This window comes from Occallatibacter sp. (assembly GCF_035317045.1).
GTDB lineage: Bacteria > Acidobacteriota > Terriglobia > Terriglobales > Acidobacteriaceae > Telmatobacter.
Genome location: NZ_DATHHT010000033.1, coordinates 196,274 through 215,064, shown reverse-complemented (window position 1 = coordinate 215,064; position 18,791 = coordinate 196,274). Strand labels below are relative to the sequence as shown.

At 58.1% G+C, this 18,791-nt stretch carries 14 protein-coding genes; 6 read left to right on the top strand and 8 right to left on the bottom strand.

Annotated features, from left to right (window positions below; all coding sequences use genetic code 11):
* Positions 1–35: 35 nt before the first annotated feature.
* The gene (gene pyrH, locus VK574_RS16550; protein ID WP_472800969.1) at positions 36–740 is read left to right on the top strand and encodes a UMP kinase; all 705 of its coding nucleotides are present in this window, start codon (positions 36–38) and stop codon (positions 738–740) included.
* A gap of 144 nt (positions 741–884) precedes the next feature.
* Positions 885–1,979, top strand: coding sequence for an acyltransferase family protein (locus VK574_RS16545; protein ID WP_472800968.1), 1,095 nt, complete (start codon positions 885–887; stop codon positions 1,977–1,979).
* Between the two features lie 123 nt (positions 1,980–2,102).
* On the opposite strand, the gene VK574_RS16540 is transcribed toward VK574_RS16545, so the two are convergent.
* From VK574_RS16540 to VK574_RS16515, 6 genes are all read right to left on the bottom strand, one after another.
* The gene (locus VK574_RS16540; protein ID WP_472800967.1) at positions 2,103–2,270 is read right to left on the bottom strand and encodes a hypothetical protein; all 168 of its coding nucleotides are present in this window, start codon (positions 2,268–2,270) and stop codon (positions 2,103–2,105) included.
* A 179-nt stretch (positions 2,271–2,449) separates the two neighbouring features.
* Positions 2,450–3,829, bottom strand: coding sequence for a hypothetical protein (locus tag VK574_RS16535; protein WP_472800966.1), 1,380 nt, complete (start codon positions 3,827–3,829; stop codon positions 2,450–2,452).
* Positions 3,830–4,079: 250 nt separating this feature from the next.
* On the bottom strand, positions 4,080–5,306 hold the full coding sequence (locus tag VK574_RS16530) for a lactonase family protein (RefSeq protein ID WP_472800965.1): 1,227 nt from the start codon (positions 5,304–5,306) through the stop codon (positions 4,080–4,082).
* 164 nt (positions 5,307–5,470) lie between these two features.
* Positions 5,471–6,703 carry a lactonase family protein gene (locus VK574_RS16525; protein WP_472800964.1) on the bottom strand — a complete coding sequence of 411 codons (1,233 nt, stop codon included), beginning with the start codon at positions 6,701–6,703 and terminating at the stop codon, positions 5,471–5,473.
* Positions 6,704–6,886: 183 nt separating this feature from the next.
* Positions 6,887–8,215, bottom strand: a complete 1,329-nt coding sequence (locus tag VK574_RS16520; RefSeq protein WP_472800963.1) for a beta-propeller fold lactonase family protein — start codon at positions 8,213–8,215, stop codon at positions 6,887–6,889.
* A gap of 377 nt (positions 8,216–8,592) precedes the next feature.
* A complete protein-coding gene (locus tag VK574_RS16515; RefSeq protein ID WP_472800962.1) occupies positions 8,593–10,677 on the bottom strand; it encodes a M13 family metallopeptidase in 2,085 nt (694 codons plus the stop codon).
* A gap of 228 nt (positions 10,678–10,905) precedes the next feature.
* Here VK574_RS16515 and VK574_RS16510 point away from each other — a divergent pair, with 228 nt between their 5' ends.
* The 4 genes from VK574_RS16510 (at position 10,906) to VK574_RS16495 (ending at position 16,627) form a co-directional block, all read left to right on the top strand.
* Positions 10,906–12,228, top strand: coding sequence for a metal-dependent hydrolase family protein (locus VK574_RS16510; RefSeq protein ID WP_472800961.1), 1,323 nt, complete (start codon positions 10,906–10,908; stop codon positions 12,226–12,228).
* Positions 12,229–13,014: 786 nt separating this feature from the next.
* A complete protein-coding gene (gene guaA, locus VK574_RS16505; RefSeq protein ID WP_472800960.1) occupies positions 13,015–14,565 on the top strand; it encodes a glutamine-hydrolyzing GMP synthase in 1,551 nt (516 codons plus the stop codon).
* Between the two features lie 255 nt (positions 14,566–14,820).
* Positions 14,821–15,705 carry a YncE family protein gene (locus VK574_RS16500; protein WP_472800959.1) on the top strand — a complete coding sequence of 295 codons (885 nt, stop codon included), beginning with the start codon at positions 14,821–14,823 and terminating at the stop codon, positions 15,703–15,705.
* A 319-nt stretch (positions 15,706–16,024) separates the two neighbouring features.
* On the top strand, positions 16,025–16,627 hold the full coding sequence (locus VK574_RS16495) for a pyrophosphohydrolase domain-containing protein (RefSeq protein WP_472800958.1): 603 nt from the start codon (positions 16,025–16,027) through the stop codon (positions 16,625–16,627).
* Here VK574_RS16495 and VK574_RS16490 read toward each other — a convergent pair.
* Both VK574_RS16490 and VK574_RS16485 read right to left on the bottom strand, forming a co-directional pair.
* The gene (locus VK574_RS16490; protein WP_472800957.1) at positions 16,608–17,972 is read right to left on the bottom strand and encodes a hypothetical protein; all 1,365 of its coding nucleotides are present in this window, start codon (positions 17,970–17,972) and stop codon (positions 16,608–16,610) included. The two genes, VK574_RS16495 and VK574_RS16490, sit on opposite strands and share 20 nt — an antisense overlap.
* Positions 17,973–18,045: 73 nt before the next feature.
* Positions 18,046–18,633 (bottom strand): DUF421 domain-containing protein, encoded by a 588-nt coding sequence (locus VK574_RS16485; protein WP_472800956.1) that lies wholly within the window; start codon positions 18,631–18,633, stop codon positions 18,046–18,048.
* Between the last annotated feature and the right edge of the window lie 158 nt (positions 18,634–18,791).

The following is an 18,791-nucleotide window of genomic DNA, read 5'->3' as shown; positions in this document are numbered from 1 at the left end:
TGGGGTCCCGGTGCGTGTGCGATACTCGAAAAAGCATGTACAAGCGGATCATTCTCAAGCTTTCGGGCGAGGCATTGGCGGGAGCAAACCGGTTTGGCCTCGATGCAATAAAAGTTGCAGAGATCACGGAGGAGATCCGTGATGTCCACAAACTGGGCGTGGAGATTGGGATCGTAGTCGGTGGAGGTAATTTCTTTCGCGGGGTAGCCCAGCAAGCGAAGGAGATGGACCGAGTTGCCGCCGACAACATGGGCATGTTGTCCACCGTGATGAATGCGATAGCCCTGCAGGACTCGCTGGAACAGCGCGGGGTGCAGTGCCGGGTGATGTCGGCTGTTTTCATGAACCAGGTTGCCGAGCCGTATATCCGGCGGCGCGCGGTGCGGCATCTTGAAAAAGGCCGCGTGGTAATTTTTGCGGCGGGCATCGGGAATCCATTCTTTTCGACCGACACGGCGGCAAGCCTGCGGGCAATGGAAATCAAGGCCGACGTTCTGCTGAAGGGAACGAAGGTGGAGGGCGTCTATAGTGCCGACCCGGTGCTAGTGAAAGATGCCGTGAAGTACGACGAGATTACCTACATGGAAATCCTGAGGCAAGGGCTCAAGGTGATGGACCTTACCGCGGTGAGCCTTTGCAAGGACAACAACCTGCCAATGATCATTTTCAACATGAACCACCCGGGGAATATCCGGCGTGTGGTGCTTGGCGAAAAGGTCGGTTCTCTAGTGACGGCCTAGCGGCAGTTCACAGTTCCAAGTTCGAAGTTCACAGTTGTCCTGGGAACTGGAAAATCAGGATCGGGATGCACGGCTCGAGAGATTCCCGGATCTTCGGTAATTGCGTCAGCTGGCGGCACTTTGACGTCTAAGCAGCAAGTGGAAATGAAAAAGCCAGCGCGGCTTGATGCATTGACGGGCCTGCGCAGCTTTGCGGCTGTCAACATCGTCCTCTTTCATTTTTCCAATCCCAACTGGTTTGGGCCGCTGGCGCCTGTTGTAAACGCGGGCTATGCCTCGGTGAGCTTTTTCATCCTGCTCTCGGGGTTTGTGCTGGGGTACAACTACAGCGCAAAAGCACGCACGGGTGAGTTAAGCAACGTGCGGTTCTATGAAGCACGATTTACGCGGCTTTATCCAATCTATCTCTTGAGCCTTATCCTGGCGTTCAAAATCATTCCACTGGAGTGGGGAACCCACACTCACGGGATGTTCTGGACGGGCATGGTGTTGTCGCCGTTGCTGCTGCAGGGATGGATTCCGGAGATTGCGACATTTCTGAATACGCCGGCGTGGACGATGTCGGCCGAGTCGTTCTACTACGTGCTGTTTCCGTGGATGGCACGGTGGAAGAAGCCGGAACAAGTGGGACCGCACCTTGCGAAGATGGGGCTGGTGTGGATGCTCGGATTGATTCCGGGAACACTCTACGTGATTTTTAATCCCGATGGGCTGGAGCATGTAGATCGCTTCAGCTATGGGAAGTGGCTGCAGGCGCTGAAATATACGCCGATTCCACACCTGGCTAGCTTTATTTTCGGCGTAATGCTGGCGAATCTCGACGAGATGGTGCCCAGGATGGGGATGAAGCGGCTGGCGGTGGGAATCTTCGGATTTGCCGCAACCTTTGTGGTCCTGGTCGAGGCGCGCAGGCTGCCTTATCCGCTATTGCATGACGGTTTTTTTATGCCACTGTTCGGTTGCATCATTATCGGGCTGGCAGGCGTGAATCCGCTGTCGAAACTGCTAGGCATGCGACCGCTGGTGTTTGTGGGCGAGGCGAGCTACTGTCTCTATCTTCTTCACTTCAATCTGTGGAACATGATTCACGATTCGCATGTACTGGACCGGTTGAATCTAGCGCGATTTGATCCCTGGATCAGTTATTTGCTGCTAATAGCGCTTGCGCTAATGGCGCTCCACTTCGTAGAGAAGCCCGCGCAGCGCATTTTGCGCGGGTGGATGCACGTGTGGCGCTAAAAGGCAGCGAGCGGGAACCAGCCCGACTCCGACGATTGGCCCACAACAGAATTTTTACCTCCGCTTGCACCGATTTTGTGGCAAAATCATCTGTCTATGGGCCACCGCCTTCCCCATGAACTCCTAGAAGAGCTGCGGACCTACCTGCAGCACTTCGATGAAACCGGCCACCTCGGAGAGACCGAGACCGTTGCAGAGATCAAGCGCCGCCTTCGCGTCCGTATCGCCGAAGTAGAGGCTGAGCTCAAAGTCACACGGCAGAACAAACGTTCGCCAGAATCCGCATCGCATCCACGAAGCGACCATCGATACGACCTAGGTAGATAAAGAGCCAGGAGGGCGGATTCCTCGGCGCGGCTGCCGGAATCGCATAGGACTACCAACTCTACATTGATCCTGGATCGACTTGAAATGGATCTGTCCGCAGAGCGTTGGTGATGGCGCTAATCGTTTCATGCGGCCGATCACCGTCAATAGTCGATGCCTTTCCAGTAGTTGGGTGCGTTAACGTACTCGAATCGATTGGGATTGCTCTTCACGAGGGCGTCGGCGTCTTCGTTCCAAAAGGTGCCGTGTGCACTGTTCTGGTTGTCGGAAATAACACTGTAGCCGAGTTGATAGTTTTCAAATTCCTGGCTTCGGCGGTCCATGCTGTCCCAGTGCTGGTAGACGCTGCTGTTCTGAATATCATTGCGCTCATGGGCGGCCTGTGCCTGAGCGGCCGCTGCGGCGCCGATGGCGTGGATTTGCGCGATCGCGGGTGCGGCGATTTGCGCGGACTCCGCATTGACGACGGACTGATTGACGTTAAAACTCTGCAGGATCGCACCCAAGGTTGTACGTTGCTTCGCAGCCAGAGGCATCGGAACCGTCGTCACGTAAGCCAGGGTCATGTAGGATCCCATGCGGCCGGGTTGCTCGACACAATAGACTCCGTTCATGTCGCGCGTGCCCTTCTGATCCTTGAAATCGACTGTTCCGGCGAGATGTGCGCAATGATCAGAGCCGTTGCCTTGCATCGGTGCAAAAGCGGAGAAAGTGAAGTCGGCGGCCGGCATTCCACCGCGGTCGCGTGACTTATTGAAGAGGAAGACAAAAGTCTTTTGCATATCGGCGCCGTAAGGAATGTACGCCGCCCGCGCGTAGGCGGTGTTCTGCAAGCGGCCAGCCTGAAGCTGACGCATGGTCTGCTGGACCGCCGGGTTATTGGTGTCCATCGCGGGGAAGGCTAGCCCGAGAAAAGCATTTTCGCCGTCCGGCCCCACAGCCACAATAGTTCCACCGCCGCTGAGATTCGGGGCGATTCTCCAGTTGTCGGGAAGACTGACGCTGGCGGAGCGGTCGGGGAGCACCTGCTGGTGGAGCGACGCGACAGAAGCACCGGGGCCGGAGGAAGCGGATGCGCCCGTTGCGTCCTTCAACGGGTGCCAAGCTGCGAACAGTGTTTTCATGTTCGTCGGCAAGGAGCGATGGAACCGCGTGGCTTCATCGGTAACGAGGGCAGCCTCGACGTGATCGGAGCTGACCTTGGTGGCGATGATGATGCCGGCGACTTGACCTCCGTTGCCATTGCGGCGTGTGGCACTGAAGAAGGCGGCTACTGATTCGGTGCCGTGCACCTGGAAGAGCTTGCCGACCTGGGGTTTCTCGCCGACGTTCTGGTGGACTGAGCGAAGGACGGCGCCCATGGCTCCGGCCTCGGTAGTCTGGCCGGCAACCTGGCCGTAAACGATGGTGCCGCCGCCGGGAGGGTTGATGGTCTTCAATTGTTGTGTCTGGGCGAAGGGAGCGCAGATGGCGAGGACAAGAGCCGCCAGGTGTGCAGACGGTCGCAGTGAGCGGGAATCCATGTTGCCTCCTGATCCTGGGAAGCGGAAGTCTCGAGAATTTTGCTGAGTTTTAAGTGAGGAGAGTGTAGCGACCGATCTGGACAACATTCAAGAAGGAAGTGGTAAGTAACCGATGGGGGATAAGTGCGGAGCCAGTATAGCGACGCGGGAACCGCGGGTAAACGACTAGGCCACGGACGAGCTTGTGGGTGCTGCAAAAAGCAAAAGCCCAGCCGGATGGCTGGGCTTATGACTGTATGGATTCGCAGTGCTACGGCGTTACCGTTTGCGTGGAGTGGTTGCCATGCGGCACCAGGACGACGCTGGTCGGGTGGATGCCGGTGGGATACGGTGTGGCCTGGGTCTGTTTCAGCGTTCCTGCGGTTGGGTCGAGACGGAAACCGGAGACCGAGTTGCCGAGGAAGTTGGCAGTGTAGACAAAGCGGCCAAGCGCGGGGTCAACTGCGACAGACAAGGGCTGCGTATCGGTAGTGTTGGTTTGTGAGCCGGTTGCGTTGACTGCAGTTGATGGCGTACCGGTCGTCAGATCGATTACGTATGCGGTCACACTCGAGTCAAGCGAATTGGAGACGTAGATGAATTTGCCGCGCGGATCGATTGCGATCGATGTAGGTTCTCCGCCGGTCTTGTAGGGGCCGTTGACCAGGAAGTTGAGGCTAAAGCCGGTGTAGATGCCGTAGCCGATCAACTGGTTCGATGCGAAATCGGTAACGTAGACGAACCGGTTGGTAGGGTCTGCCGCGAGTGCAGAAGGCTTGACACCCGCGTTGTAGGGACTTCCGGGAATCGGGGTCAATGCTCCACCAGAGCCGGTGGTGAATCCGAACAGCCATCCGGGGCTGGCGGTGCTGGTTGTGACTCCTCCGGGGTTGTAGGCGGACAAATCGTAAGCTGTCACATAAACCGCATTTCCGTTTGCCAGGACAGTGACACCGGTCGGCACGACAGAATCCGAGGCAAAGCCCGGGATTGCGAGGCTGACCTGGTTGGCAACAGAGCCCAAAGCGCCGGAAGAGAGCGAGTAGGTCGACAGCGTCGCGGTGGTGGTTCCAGAAACGACATAGAGTGTATTGCCGTCGGGACTGACCGCCATGGCGACGGGCGTTGTGCCAAGCGATACGCTGTCCTTCTTTGTGAGCACGCCGTTGGCGGCGACGGCGAAGTGGACGATATTCATGTCCACCTGATTGGCGACGTAGAGGTTCTGGTATCCGGGAGAGACGACAATTGCCGTAGGCGTGGTGCCACCGGAGCAGACCTGCAGGGCGCCGGAGCGGATTGCACCGGACTGCGAATCGACGGCGAATGTTTCAACTTCGCCGGCAGGACAAGCGGTCCCGTTGGATCCGATTTTGCTTGCGGAGGTGGCGACAAACGCATAGTCGATCGTCACAAGCTGACAACCTGAAAAGAGCGTGGCCACAACGAGGCCGATGGCCGAGACCAGCATGAGCTGTCTCAATTTGCTGAACTTCATGCGCTTCCTTCGTCACGGGCTGTCAAGGTCAAGCCCTGAGAATGCTGGTTGAGGTTCCTATCAGTCATTGTAAAAGCCCTGAAAGGGGTGCTGCTGTCGTGCGCGGCATCGAGCCGAATTGCGTTTTGTGAAGCGAAGCCGGCCGTTCGCCGGCCACATGCCGGCTATTTCTTGGAACTTCCATGCGTAATTGCTGCCACGGCTGTTGGATTGGCGTTGGACGGGGACGGTGAAAACTGAGAATTGAGAAGCGAACCGTCGCTGGAGTTCAACTGAAACCCCGATACGCTATTGCCGAGGAAATTTGCGGTAAATACGAACTGGTTGAGCGACGGATCGATGCCGATTGCAACTGGCTGTGTCCCTGTTGTGTACGACCCGAGCCGGGTCAAATTGCCGGAGGAGACGGAGTAGACGCTCAGGTTTGAATCCTGACCGTTCGCGACGAAGGCGTACTTGGCGTTCGCGTCGAGCAGGATGGCGCTTGGCTGACCGCCTGTGGCGAAGGGGCTGTTGCTCAGGGCGGCCAATTCCCCGCCATTGATCTGGAAACCATAGACGAGGTCCCGTGTGGAATCGGTGACGTAGAGATAGGCGCCGGATTTGTCGCTCGCGATTGCGCTGGGATGGGTACCAACGGCCAGAGGGGATCCAGGAACTGAGGTGAGGGTGCCGTCGGAGCCGCTGACAAATCCGAAAACGTAGCCGAGGCTGGTGGTGGAATCATAGCCCGCGATGTACACATAGGGGCCGGATGAAGCCGCGGTGACTGCGGTGGGAACGAAGACGTCAGATGCGGCCGCCCCCGACAGCGAGAGAGGCCAGTAGCTGGCGCTGATGGCGGTGTTCACCAACGGAGTTCCCAGGGTGTCGGCGGGTTGAGCAGGCTTGAGAGCGCCGGCCTGCGTGGCATTCAAAATGGGGAAAACGGCGACAGCTCCCGAGCAAGGCGACGCGGGGCTGCAGGTTGGCAGCGGTTGGAAGGTATCGACGACGTAGAGGAAATTTCCAGCGACGGCAGTCGCGAGCGGGAAGATGCCGGGCGTATTCACGGTGTTCTGAGGGTAGAGCTTGCCGTCGTTGCCGATGACGAACTGGACGATGGAATTGTCGTCTCTGTTGGCGACATAGAGATCGGCCTCGTCGGGCGACACGGCTTCAGCAACGGGATTGCGGCCGCCGGAAGGGAAGGGTGAGGTAACGATCCGGCGTATTCGGCCGGACTCGGAGTTGATCTCGTAAACGTCGACTTCTCCGTAGCTGTTGGGGCCTGCCGCCTGGGCACTTGTCACGTATACGAAGTCCACGGTAAGCGTGGCGCAGGCGGAAAGGAAGAAGGCTGCCAGCAGACTTGCCGCCGAGATGGCCAGCAACTGAATCGGTTTGTTCAACTTCATGCGCATCTTTCGTGTTGGAGCCAACTTCGTGACCTTCTAACAATCGATTCTTTGAACTGAATTGCTGATGCCCGATTCTGCTTTTGGACTTTGATCGAATCGGCTGTGTTTCAAGAGCCTTTGCGGTTCGAGTGAGAGCAGCCGCGATGGTCGCTCTCACTCGTGAACATCGCCGCGAAGGTGTTAGCTTGTGCGCCCGGTGGCGATGCACCATGTCCCGGGGCCAGGAAGCTTATAGCTGTCCTTTGCCTTCGTCGACTGACTGAGCGGAGTGAGATTGCCGTCGTTCTGATCAATCGAGAGGCCCGTGACCGTCGAATCGTTGAAGTTAGCGGTGTAGACGTACTGGTTGGACGGGTCCTCAAGAATGCACTGAGGGCCGGCACCAGTCCCGCCTGTGTCACCCGTCTGGCCGGAGATTGGCGACGCCTGAAACGGAGTCGTAAGGGTGAAGGCTGCGATTCCGCTCTGAGCAACAGTCGTGTTGGCATTGTCGCCCTCATTCAGGACGTAAAGCCAGCTCTTGCCATTTGCCTGGATCGCAAGGATGGGCCTGGAGAAGTTGGCGTTGTCGGCAATGTTGCCGTTGGCCAAGGATTGAAGCGAACCGTTTGTGCCTGCGGTGAAGGCAAAGATCTGGCCATTCGAAGGCGGAGTATTGGTATTGGGGCCATCATCGAGAACATAGATCTGGGCGCCGGCCGTAACGATCGCCGTTCCCTGACTGATGCCAAGCGGCTGCGAGCTGTTCTGGTTGATGGTCAGCTGGCCGCTCGCCAGATTGTAGGCGTAAGGAAAGACCGAGTCGCCGGTCGCCGGAGTGCCGCTCAGCGTGAGGAAGAAGTTTCCGGAAAGCACAAAGTCGATGGGGTTCGCCGGGATCGGAAAGTAGGGCAGCGGCGCGCCGCTGGAAGCGGTGACCTGCGAATTGAGGACGTAGCTCAGGCGCCCAGTAGTAGGGTCGACCGAAAAGGCGGTAATGTCGCCGCAGGTGGTTGTCGATGCTCCGAAGACAAGCGAACACCCTGTTCCATTGGGAGCATCATGATCGAGCACAAAGATGTGTGCGCCCTGCGAGTCGGCAACCATGCGGAAGGGGTTATTTCCCAGGGTAGAGTAGGTGCCCTGGGGGGCGAGCACACCGTTGCCACCGATGGAGAACTGGGTGATATTGGCGTTGGTGCAGGGATTTGCAGTTGTGCAGGGAGAGCCGTCGGAGTGGGACCCCTGGTTGAGGACATAGACGAAGCGTCCACCGGTCAGCAGCACGGCGCGGTTTGGATTGGCTCCGCCGGAACTGACGGGAAGGCCTGCGATCGGAACAAGATTGCCGGTATTGTGGTCGATTTTGAAGCCGCTGATAATGCCTTGACCTGCGGAGGAGGCCGTTTGCGTTCCAGTGACGTAGAGAAAGCCGACTGTAAAGCTTTGCACGCAAGACGAGATACCGAAGACCACGCCAGCAGAGAGGGCAGTCATCAGAAGAGCCTTGCCGAATTTCCTGAACTTCATGCGATTCCTTCATCCTGGTCAGGCGAGAGCCGCCAAGTGTGTGCTGATTCCGCAGCAGAGCTGGGTTGGGATGGGTCCCTGCTGCATTGTAAAAGGCGAGGGCTTGTTATGCCTAGTTTCAGCGCGAGATAGGCCCAAACAAGGTGTTTGAGGTTGGATCGTTGCGGGGAAACGCGGCGTGATAGAACATGTCGCCCTCGTGCCAATCAGGTGCGGATAACCGATGCGAATTGGACGCGGAAATGCTTGCAACGTCACCGCACAGGAGGGGAATCGGCACTGCTGAGTGGCGGGAGTGCAAATTGGGTCCGGGAGTGGGCCTGAAAAGGGCCGAAGCCGAGGTAGAGATGCACCGCGGCTCCGGATGGGCGGGTTTGCTACCAGACGCGGCAGGAGTTTTCTGGATACATCGGCTGACCCTTGTGGCAGCCAAATGCCTTGCCGAACTGGTCGAAGTTCTGGACCGTACCGTTGACGCGCCAGCGGCCGGGTGAGTGAGGATCGGTCATGGCTCCCTGACGTGCAGCCTGTTCGGTTTCGTTCTGGCACCAGACCTGAGCAAAGCCGAGGAAATAACGCTGCTCCTCGGTGTAGCCATCGATCTTGTCGTTGATGGACTTGCCTTCCTTGGCCAGGACGTCAAGCAGCGCCATGTAGGCAATGCGCAGACCGCCATTGTCGGCGGTGTTCTCGCCGAGGGTCAGTTTGCCATTGAGCTTGGCTTCAGGCACGTCGCCGTGGGCCGGGGCCGCTTCAAAACCGCCATATTCGGCCACTTCGCAGTCGGTGCGCTCGACGAACTTCTTGCGATCTTCGGCAGTCTGCCACTCGCGCAGGTTTCCGTGGCCGTCGTATTTCGAGCCTTCGTCGTCAAAGCCGTGCGTCATCTCGTGTCCGATGACCACGCCGATGCCGCCGAAGTTGACGGCGGGATCGATGTCCGGGTCGAAGAACGGGGGCTGGAGGATGCCGGCGGGGAAGTTGATGTCGTTCATCGACGGGTTGTAGTACGCGTTTACCGTCGGCGGCGTCATGCCCCATTCCTTCTCATCGACGGGCTTTCCCAGCTTGTTGAGCATGTAATTGCGCTGGAAAACGGCGTCGCGATGCATGTTGCCGATCGCGTCGTCACGTTTGACATCCATGGCCGAGTAATCGCGCCATTTCTCGGGGTAGCCGATCTTGTTGCGATAGAGGGCCAGCTTCGCTTCAGCGGCTTTTCTGGTGTCGTCAGTCATCCAAGGCAATGTTTTGATGTCGTCGCCGAGCGATTTTTCAAGGGCGGCTACGAGCAGGTCCATGCTGGTCTTGGATTTGGGTGGGAAATGCTCCTTTACCCAGTCCTGACCCACAGCTTCGCCCAGGGCACGATCTGTTTCGCCGGTGCACTGCTTCCAGCGTGGAGTAGGCTCCTTCTGGCCAGCGAGGGTTTTGCCAAAGAAGTTGAAGTTTTCGTCGTAGAAGGTCTTGGGCAGGTTGGCGGCCGAGGCGTGAATCGTGTGCCAGCGCAGGTACGACTTCCAGGCATCGACGGGTTCGGATGTGAGCAGTTCATTCAGCTCTTTAAAGAAGTCGGGAGTAGCGACATTGAGGGTATCGAAGGGCCGGACTTGAACGTCTTTGAAATACACCGCGAAATCAAAATCGGGTGCGAGCTTCTGGAAGTCGGAAACGGAATAGATGTGGTAGCGGTTTTCAGGATCGCGCAGGGCGGTGCGGCTGGTAGAGGCCTTGGCGAGCGCCGTTTCGATGGTGAGTACGGCATCCGCCTCTTTGGCGGCATCCTCAGGCGAATCGCCGGCAAGGGTGAACATTTTGGTCACGTGTTCGCGATATTGCTGGCGAATGGTTTGGAAGCGCTTGCCATCCGAAAGGTAGTATTCGCGATCCGGCAGGGATATACCGCCCTGGCCGACACTGGCGATTTGTTTGGATGCATCCTTTTCGTCAATCTGTACCCCGAAGCGGAAGAGCGGCGCGGGGTCGCCTTTTTCGGCGAGACCGCCTAGCAGCGGAGCGAGGCTTTTGGTGTCGTTGAGCGCGGCGATGCGATCTAGGGCGGGCTTGATCGGCTCGAGGCCTTTTTGTTCGATCAGGTCGGTATTCATGCAGGCGGCATAGAAGTCGCCGTACTTTTTCTGAAGTGGGGTCTTGGGATTCTTGGATGCGGCGTCGAGTTCCTGCCACAACAGGTAGCGATTGCGCTCGCTGAGAAGCGAGAACGAGCGAGCCCAGCGGACCTGGTCGGCTGGAATTTGATTGTCCTTGACCCAGTTTCCGCATGCGTATTGGTAGAAGTCTTCACAGGGGTCGGCGGATTTATCGATCGCCGAAAGATCGAAGCTCTTGGAGGCTGCGGGCGGCGAGGGCTTGGAATCGTCACTGGAAGATGGGGCGGGAGATTGTGCCACTGCAATTCCGGCTGCAATCAGGAATACAGGCGCGAGTTGAGAAAGCTTCATTGGTTCTCCTCTTGGTTTTCGAATTGACAGGCCGCGCTCGTTCGGCAAAGGAGGGGGAAGAGGGGGCCTGGAAGAAGTGCAGCGGGATCGAGCGTCGCTGCGCCGCAGAAAAGATTACCAGACGCAGCCGACGGACGGCTTCAGGAATCTGAACGGAAGAAAATGTTCAGCCGGTGCATGAGATTTGCTAAACTCCGCTAACAGTTCCCCCGAAATGGAGAAGACGGAATGAGTTTGAGACGGAAGCTTGCGCTATTTTTATGCCTTGCGTTTACCGGAACGGCATTTTTGCCGGCCGTTGCCGCCCAACAACAGGAAAAGGCAGGAGTCAGGCGCACGCTCGTAAGGGCCGGGCATGTGCTCGATGTGAAGACGGGCAAGATTGCAGATGCGCAGACGATCGTGGTGGTCGGCGATACCATCCAGTCGATTGCGCCGACGGCGTCACTGACTGCCGAGGCGAGTGACGCGGTGGTGGACCTGGGCGGGATGACGGTGATGCCAGGTCTGATCGATGTGCACACGCACATCACCATGAACACGGACTTCGATCCATTTCGAGAGTTGACGTCGACCGATGCGAAGCAGGCGATCAATGGCGTGGTGAACGCGCGCTTGACGCTAATGGCGGGATTCACTTCGATTCGAAATGTGGGGGCGGGCGATTACACCGATGTGGATCTACGGGACGCCATCAACTCGGGCCAGGTGGCGGGACCGCACATGCTTGTGAGCGGACCGGCGATGGGAATTACGGGCGGGCATTGCGATGACAACCTGCTGCCGGCGCAGTATCACCAGGTGGGCGATGGTGTGGCCGATGGAATTGCGGCGGTCCAACAAAAGGTGCGGCAGAGCATTAAATATGGCGCGGACCTGATCAAGATTTGCGCGACAGGTGGCGTACTGTCGAAAGGCGATGATCCGCAGGCTTCGCAATACACGCTGGAGGAGATGCAGGCAATTGTCGCGGATGCGCATCGGCTGGGACGGAAGGTGGCGGCTCACGCGCATGGAGCACAAGGAATTCTTTGGGCGACGGAGGCTGGCGTGGATTCAATTGAGCACGGTAGCTACATCAACGACGCAGCCATCGCAGAGATGAAGATGCGGGGAACGTACCTGGTGCCGACGCTCTACCTGCAGGACTGGATGGTGGAAAAGGGTAATCTGCCTGCCCTCTATCACCAGAAGATGCTGGATGTGACGGCTGTGGCAAAGAAGAACATCAAGCACGCTATCGAGGCGGGAGTGAAGATTGCGCTCGGTACGGATGCGGCGGTGTATCCCCATGGGCTGAACGCGCATGAGCTGGACGTGTATGTGAATCAGATGGGCATGTCGCCGCTGGCCGCGCTGCAATCGGCAACCGTGAACGCGGCGGACCTGATGGGGTGGACCGCGAAGACGGGTTCGCTGGAGGCGGGAAAGTGGGCGGACATTATTGGAGTGGACAAGAATCCGTTGGACGATGTGCGTGTGCTGCAGGACGTGAAGTTTGTGATGAAGGCCGGGGTAGTTTACAAGGGCGAAGGCAGCGCAGCGAAGTAAGACGCGCCATGCGTCGAGCAGGGATTGGCGGGGGAGTGGGGTGGAGCGTAAATCTCAGGCGCTCCGCCTTGAACTCGAGTTCCTGACTGCGACGGCATGGCGCGCATTGCGGTGAACCTGGTGAGCGAAGGCCACGGACTGGTGCTGCATGCTGTAGTGCAAGCGCGCCGATTCGGATTCGAGGTCGGTGGGGACGAACCAATTTGTGGTTCGCTGTACCTTTGTGGAGCGACCGGCACTCCAGATCTTGATACTTAAAAAGCTGAGGGTGGGAAAAGCAAACAGGAGAGCAGCAAAAAGCTGCAAATGATCGCGGACTATGGAGAAGTGGGCGCCGATGCTCGATGGATCCATTAGATGATCTCCTTGTTGTGCGACCGAACCTGCGTAACGCCGGTCCAATTCAAAATGATCTCGCCCGTTTGATTCTCAGACTGTATTCCGGATGTCGGCAGCACACAATATGGCTTTAGTGCGCGCGAAGGAGCGCAGCAGTGCAGGGTAATTCGGCGACGGTAATGTCCCGCAATCGTTACTTAATGGGGAGGGTGGGCATTCTGGCACAGAATTCAGAGCAGTTAAGAAGGAGCTGTAGGCAGTGATGTTCCGGGTCCGCTCCTCGATGTCATGCAAAGGCGATCCATGGCGATTGGATATCCCCGAGCTTGCATCGAGATTTTTCGGCGGAGCGGACGGAAGCGGGGAAGATTCAGGTAGTGGGTCTTGACCCACTATCAAGATTTATCAGTTCTTTACACGGCGCCGTGGCCCCTGCCACACTGAAAGGTGGACACCCAGACCATCGTTATTCTTGATTTCGGCTCGCAGTACACGCAGCTGATTGCGCGTCGTATTCGCGAGTTGAACGTTTTTTCAGTCGTGCTTCCCTGCACGGTCCCCCTCGCGGAAATCGAGGCATATAAGCCGATTGGCATCATTCTGTCGGGAGGTCCGTCGTCGGTGTACGACGCGGATGCGCCTAATGCCGACCCCAAGCTGCTGGAGATGAAGGTGCCGACGCTGGGCATCTGCTATGGGTTGCACTTCATCGTGCATCACCTGGGCGGCAAGGTGCGGACGGCGCCGAAGCGCGAATACGGACATGCCGAGGTTGCGCTGGAGGACAGGTCAACGCCGCTGTTTGCCGGGCTGCCGCCCGCGATCCAGGTATGGATGAGTCACGGGGACGAGGCGCTGGAATTGCCTCCTGGATTTCGGCGCACGGCAGTGACGTCGAACGCGCTGGCGGCAATTGCGAATGATGAGCGGCGGACGTGGGCGGTGCAATTCCATCCTGAGGTGCACCACACGCCGCTGGGGCCGCAGCTGATCAAGAACTTTGTGTTTGGCATTTGCGGGGCAAGGGGCGACTGGACTCCTGCGCACTTTATCGAGACGACGGTTGCGGGCATTCGCGAGAAGGTCGGCAAGGGACACGTGATCTGCGGTCTCTCAGGCGGCGTGGATTCTTCGGTGGCGGCGATGCTGGTGCATAAAGCGATCGGCAGCCAGCTGACCTGCATCTTTGTGAACAATGGAGTGCTGCGCAAGAACGAGTTCCAAAGCGTGCAGAAGAATCTGCGCGACAAGCTGGGACTGAATATTGTTGCCGTGGATGCGAGCGAGCGGTTTCTGAAGCAGCTGGCCGGCGTCACCGATCCGGAGACGAAGCGCAAGAGGATTGGCGCGGAGTTCATCGCGGTGTTTGACGACGAGGCGAACAGAATTGCGCAACAGACCGGGGGCGTGGACTGGCTGGTACAGGGAACGCTCTATCCCGATGTGATTGAGTCGAGCAGCGTGAAGGGGCCGAGCCAGACGATCAAGAGCCACCATAACGTGGGCGGGCTGCCATTGGGGATGAAGCTGAAACTGATCGAACCGCTGCGTGATTTGTTCAAAGACGAAGTGCGGCGGATCGGACGGGACATGGGGATGCCGGAAGACGTTCTGGGGCGGCAGCCTTTTCCGGGACCGGGGCTGGCGGTGCGCATCCTCGGGGAAGTGACGGCGGACCGCGTGGCGCTGTTGCAGGAAGCCGATGACATCGTGGTCAGCGAGATCAAGGCGGCGGGACTTTATTCGAGCATCTGGCAGAGCTTCGCGGTGCTGCTGCCGGTGATGAGCGTGGGCGTGATGGGCGACCAGCGGACGTATGCCTACACGTGTGCGGTGCGGGCAGTGTATTCGGAAGACGGCATGACGGCGGATTGGACTCCGCTTCCGCACGAGGTGCTGAAACGCATCTCGAGCCGGATTGTGAACGAGGTGCGCGGGATCAATCGCGTGGTCTACGACATTACGTCGAAGCCGCCCGGCACGATCGAGTGGGAATAGGACACTAGAGATTTATCAACAATTATCGGGCTGCGCGCATGCGAAGAACCTACGGCTGCCGCGGGTGCTACACTCCCTGTCAACTGGGAGTTGCTCTCCTTTTCGAAGAAAGGGGCAATTGTGAATCACCGCATCTTGGGGATTTGCTATTTCGCATGTCTTCTGCTTCCGCCCGGCAACTCTAGTGACTCACGCCCAGACAATCTTCTGTTGGTTGCGAACCAAATGGAGCACAGCGTTTTGCTTGTGGATCCTATGTCCAAACAGGTTCTGGCCACAGTGGGAGTTGACATTAACGGACACGAAGTCGCTGTCTCCCCGGACGGTCGCTTCGGCTACGTTCCCATTTACGGAAACACATGGGTGGGAAAGCCCGGTTCGAATGGAAGTACGATTCAGGTCGTCGACCTGCGCCGGGCGAGGACTGTTGCCGTCATCGATCTCGGCAAAGAAGTTCGTCCGCACTGCGCGCACTTTGGTCCAGACGGACGGCTGTATGTTTCGGCTGAACTCGCCAATGCCATCTATATCGTCGACACTAATGCTCGCTCTCTCGTGGGCGAGATTGCTACCGGGGCCAGCCATACCCACATGTTCGTGATCTCTCCCGACGGCCGGAGGATCTACACCGCCAATAACGAAGCGGGTAGCGTGAGTGTTCTCGATTTGCGAGCGCGGACTCTGCTCACGACGATTCCAATCTCTAAGAAAGTGCAGCGCATCTCGATTTCACCCGACGGCAGGTTTGTTTTTACGCAGGACCAGGAAACACCACGCATCGTGGTCATCGATACTGCAACCAACGCGGTTGTCCGATCGATTTCCCTCCCGAGGATTGCATTCTCTTCCATAATCACAAAGGACGGCCATTGGCTCCTTGCCAACTCCGAATCAGGTAAGCTCTTCGTGGTTGATCTGGCCAGTGGAGCAGTTGCAAAAACGTTTGACACCCCGGATGTGCCGGTTTTACCAACCCCAGGAGAATTCGCGCTGGCGCCAGACGGCATACGCGTCTACTTGACCTGTCCCCAGGGCGGTACGATCGAGGTCCTGAATCTTAAAGATTCGAAGATGGAAGAGCCCATTCGGCTCACCAAAGGTGTGGACGGCATTGCTTGGGTACCTTCAGCGTCACATTGACCTGTTTGCGGGGCGTAACTTTCTTCCAGATTGCCGGCTGGCGCAAAGCAGAATCAGAGACAGTGATCGAGACTGTTGCAAAGTTGACGTGACCCAACCCAACTGTGGTAACCAGGCCACAGCACTCATTGAAACGGATCATTCTTGGATTCGAGTTCCGCTCGGATAGTGGGCAATCCGGAGGTAGTGCGTTTAACGAGCGTGCTCAGATTTTCACTTCAGGTTCGGTCTAGTCTCGGTGCGCGATCCATTATTGTTGCATGTGTGAGGAACTCGGGGAACCGCCGAGTCTCACTATGCAGCTGGAATTGAGGATGGAATGATGGAGAAGAGTTATCGGCCGCAGGAAGACATTGTTACGTTGATGGTGCAGTTTGAGCAGGACGTGAAGGACTCGCCAGAGCTTCCGGATGCGGCGACGCGATTGCTGAGGGCGCGGCTGGTGTTTGAGGAGGCGCTGGAGTTTGTGCGGGCTTGCGGGTGCACGGTTGCGAAGGCCGGGGAGGACGGGACGAAGACGACAGTGATCGATGAGATCAGCGTGGTGGCCGCGCCCGAACTTGCACCGGACTTTACGGAATACGTGGATGGGTGCATCGATCAGCTTGTGGTGACTTACGGGGCGCTGGTTGCGGCCGGCGTGAAGGCGCAGAGCGCGTGGGATGAAGTGCAGCGGAGCAACATGAGCAAAGCGTGGCCGCATTGCAGCGAGTGCAACGCTGTGCTGGTGCGCGGGACCGGCGAGGAACTGGTTCACCCGGACGTTGCGGCAGCGCATGGCGGGAACTGGCACACGGTTCTGAAGGTGCACAAGCGCGAAGATGGCAAGTTCATCAAGGCGCCGACGTATTCGCCTGCGAATCTAAAGCGCGTGATCACGGAGCAGATCGAAGAAGCGAGAGCTATTGCCCCTCGGGCTTGATCACCGGCGCCCGGAGCGGCGTGGTTTCGATCTCGATGCGGGTGTCATGAGGGAAGACGACATCGCGACCGGAGTGCAGGAAATTGTCGTAAACAGAAAGAGCAGCGGCATAAAATCCGATGCCTGCGGCGATATTGCGATTCCCGGCTGCAACGCCAACGATGCGGCCGACCAATCCAAAGCCATTAGAGGCGACGCCGGTCTGGGCGGTGAGGTTGCCGTCTTCATCGAGGGCGCGGCCCGCAAGCATCGTCAGCAGCAGTGGCGCGATGACGCTGGACTGGTTGCGCGGAGTGATGGTGCCTTCGGCGTCGAGCGAGAGATTCTGACTCTTTTCCGTTGCGGCCCCGGCGAGCGCGCCCTCGACTTCGCGGTTGTACCCCTCGGGGAACTGAACCTTCTGGAATGTGAAGCGGAGCTTTCCGTTGCGCCCGAATGAGCGGGCTGCCTTGGCGACGGCGACTTTGCCGATGAGCCTGGATCCCTGCGGAACGACCAGGTATTTCTCGCTGTCGTAGACAGGTTCGACGACGAGGGCTTCGACGGAATCGCCGGGCTTGGCGGTTGCAGAAGTCAAATCGCGCGCGAGCGTAGCATTGACGGACCAGATTTCAGGCTTACCCGCGCCGGAAGCACTTGGCGAAGGTGGAGGCGGAGCGGTGGCGGATGCGGGCAGGACGACCGGCGCCGCAAGCTCGAAGGACCATGCGGTGTTGGCATCGATGCGTTCGGGATGGTAGGGAAGCTGATGGTAGAGCAACTGAAGTGCGCGATCGCCTTTGCCAGGTGCGGTGAAGTAGGCGATGCGGTCGTGGAGGTTGGCCTTGGCTTCGGCCCAGCGGCGCGCGATGAAAGACTGTTTTGGCGAGACTCCGGAGGCACGGAGTTTGATCACGGGTGCGCCGTCGGCGGCGGGAGCAGCGGCGATGGACACCGGGCCTGTGGGAAGTTCGAGTTTGTCGAACTGGACTTCGACGGTGTGGAAGGGCGTGAAGTCGCCGCGCAGGCGGGCATGCCAGCGCGTCTTTGAGTCGGCCTGAAGGGCAATGACGCGGCCTTCGAGCGGAGTGTTCTGGGGTACAACGAGTTTGCCATCGGAGTAGATCGGGTGGATCAAGTGCGCTTTGATGGGCTGGCCGATTTTGACCGGATAGTGACGGCTTACTTCGACCTGGAGGCTGGTTCCTTTCGCGAGGACCGGTTGGGAAGAGACAGCGGGCTTGGCTGGTTCCGGCACAGGTTTGTCAGACCGGTACTCAAGAGATTGCGCGCACGCAAAAGCACTGAAGATGAGGGCTGCCGGGACCAGAAGAAGGCAGGAATGGCAGCGGAGGGAAAGAGACATCAAGGAAGCTCCTGCTTGCGGAAATTGTACTTCTGAGACGCGCCAGAGTGCGAATCGCGAGCCAAAAGGTGGGTCAGGTTGTGGCAGGTCGAGTACGCAGGGCAGCGATCTCCTTGTTCAGCGCTTCGAGCTTTAACAGAAGTTCGTCATGACGCTTGTCGGCGATAGACGGGTCCTTGCCTTCGACGTAGAAGGAGCCGTTGGGCTCGAGTTCGCAACGATGCACTTCGTGGACGTGCTCGTAGCCCTGGCGATGGATGACTTCGATGAGTTCCTCGCGGGTAAGGGCTTCGTGTTGCAGAGCCTTGCCATCGATGTTGCCGTCCCGGATGAGGACGACGGAGCGGCCTTCGAGCGCTCGCGTGAGGCGCGGAGAACGGAAGAGCACGCGGACGACGAGCCAATTGATGGCAAGCAAGGTAAAGGCGCCAATGATGCCGCCGGAAACGGAGTTGTCGTCGCCGATGATGGCGTTCTGAACGGTGTTTGATAGTGAGAGCAGGACGACGAGATCAAAGGGGTTCAACTGCGCCAGCTCGCGCTTTCCGAAGATGCGCAGCAGAAGGACGAGTGCGAGGTACACGATGACGGGTCGCACCACCTTCTCGATGATGGGAATGGGGAGCTGGAACATGTGGTCAAAGGCTGGAGTGAGAATCATGGAGCGAGGATAACGTGCCGCTTATTGCTTTGCCAGTCGAATGGAAAGGTTTTGCGTCGGAAATGCCGTTACCTCTGATCTCCGCAGCCAGTTCTCCAGGAAAATATCGATCTGCACGTACGATAAAATTTGCGCATGCGATTCTGAGCCTCATTGCA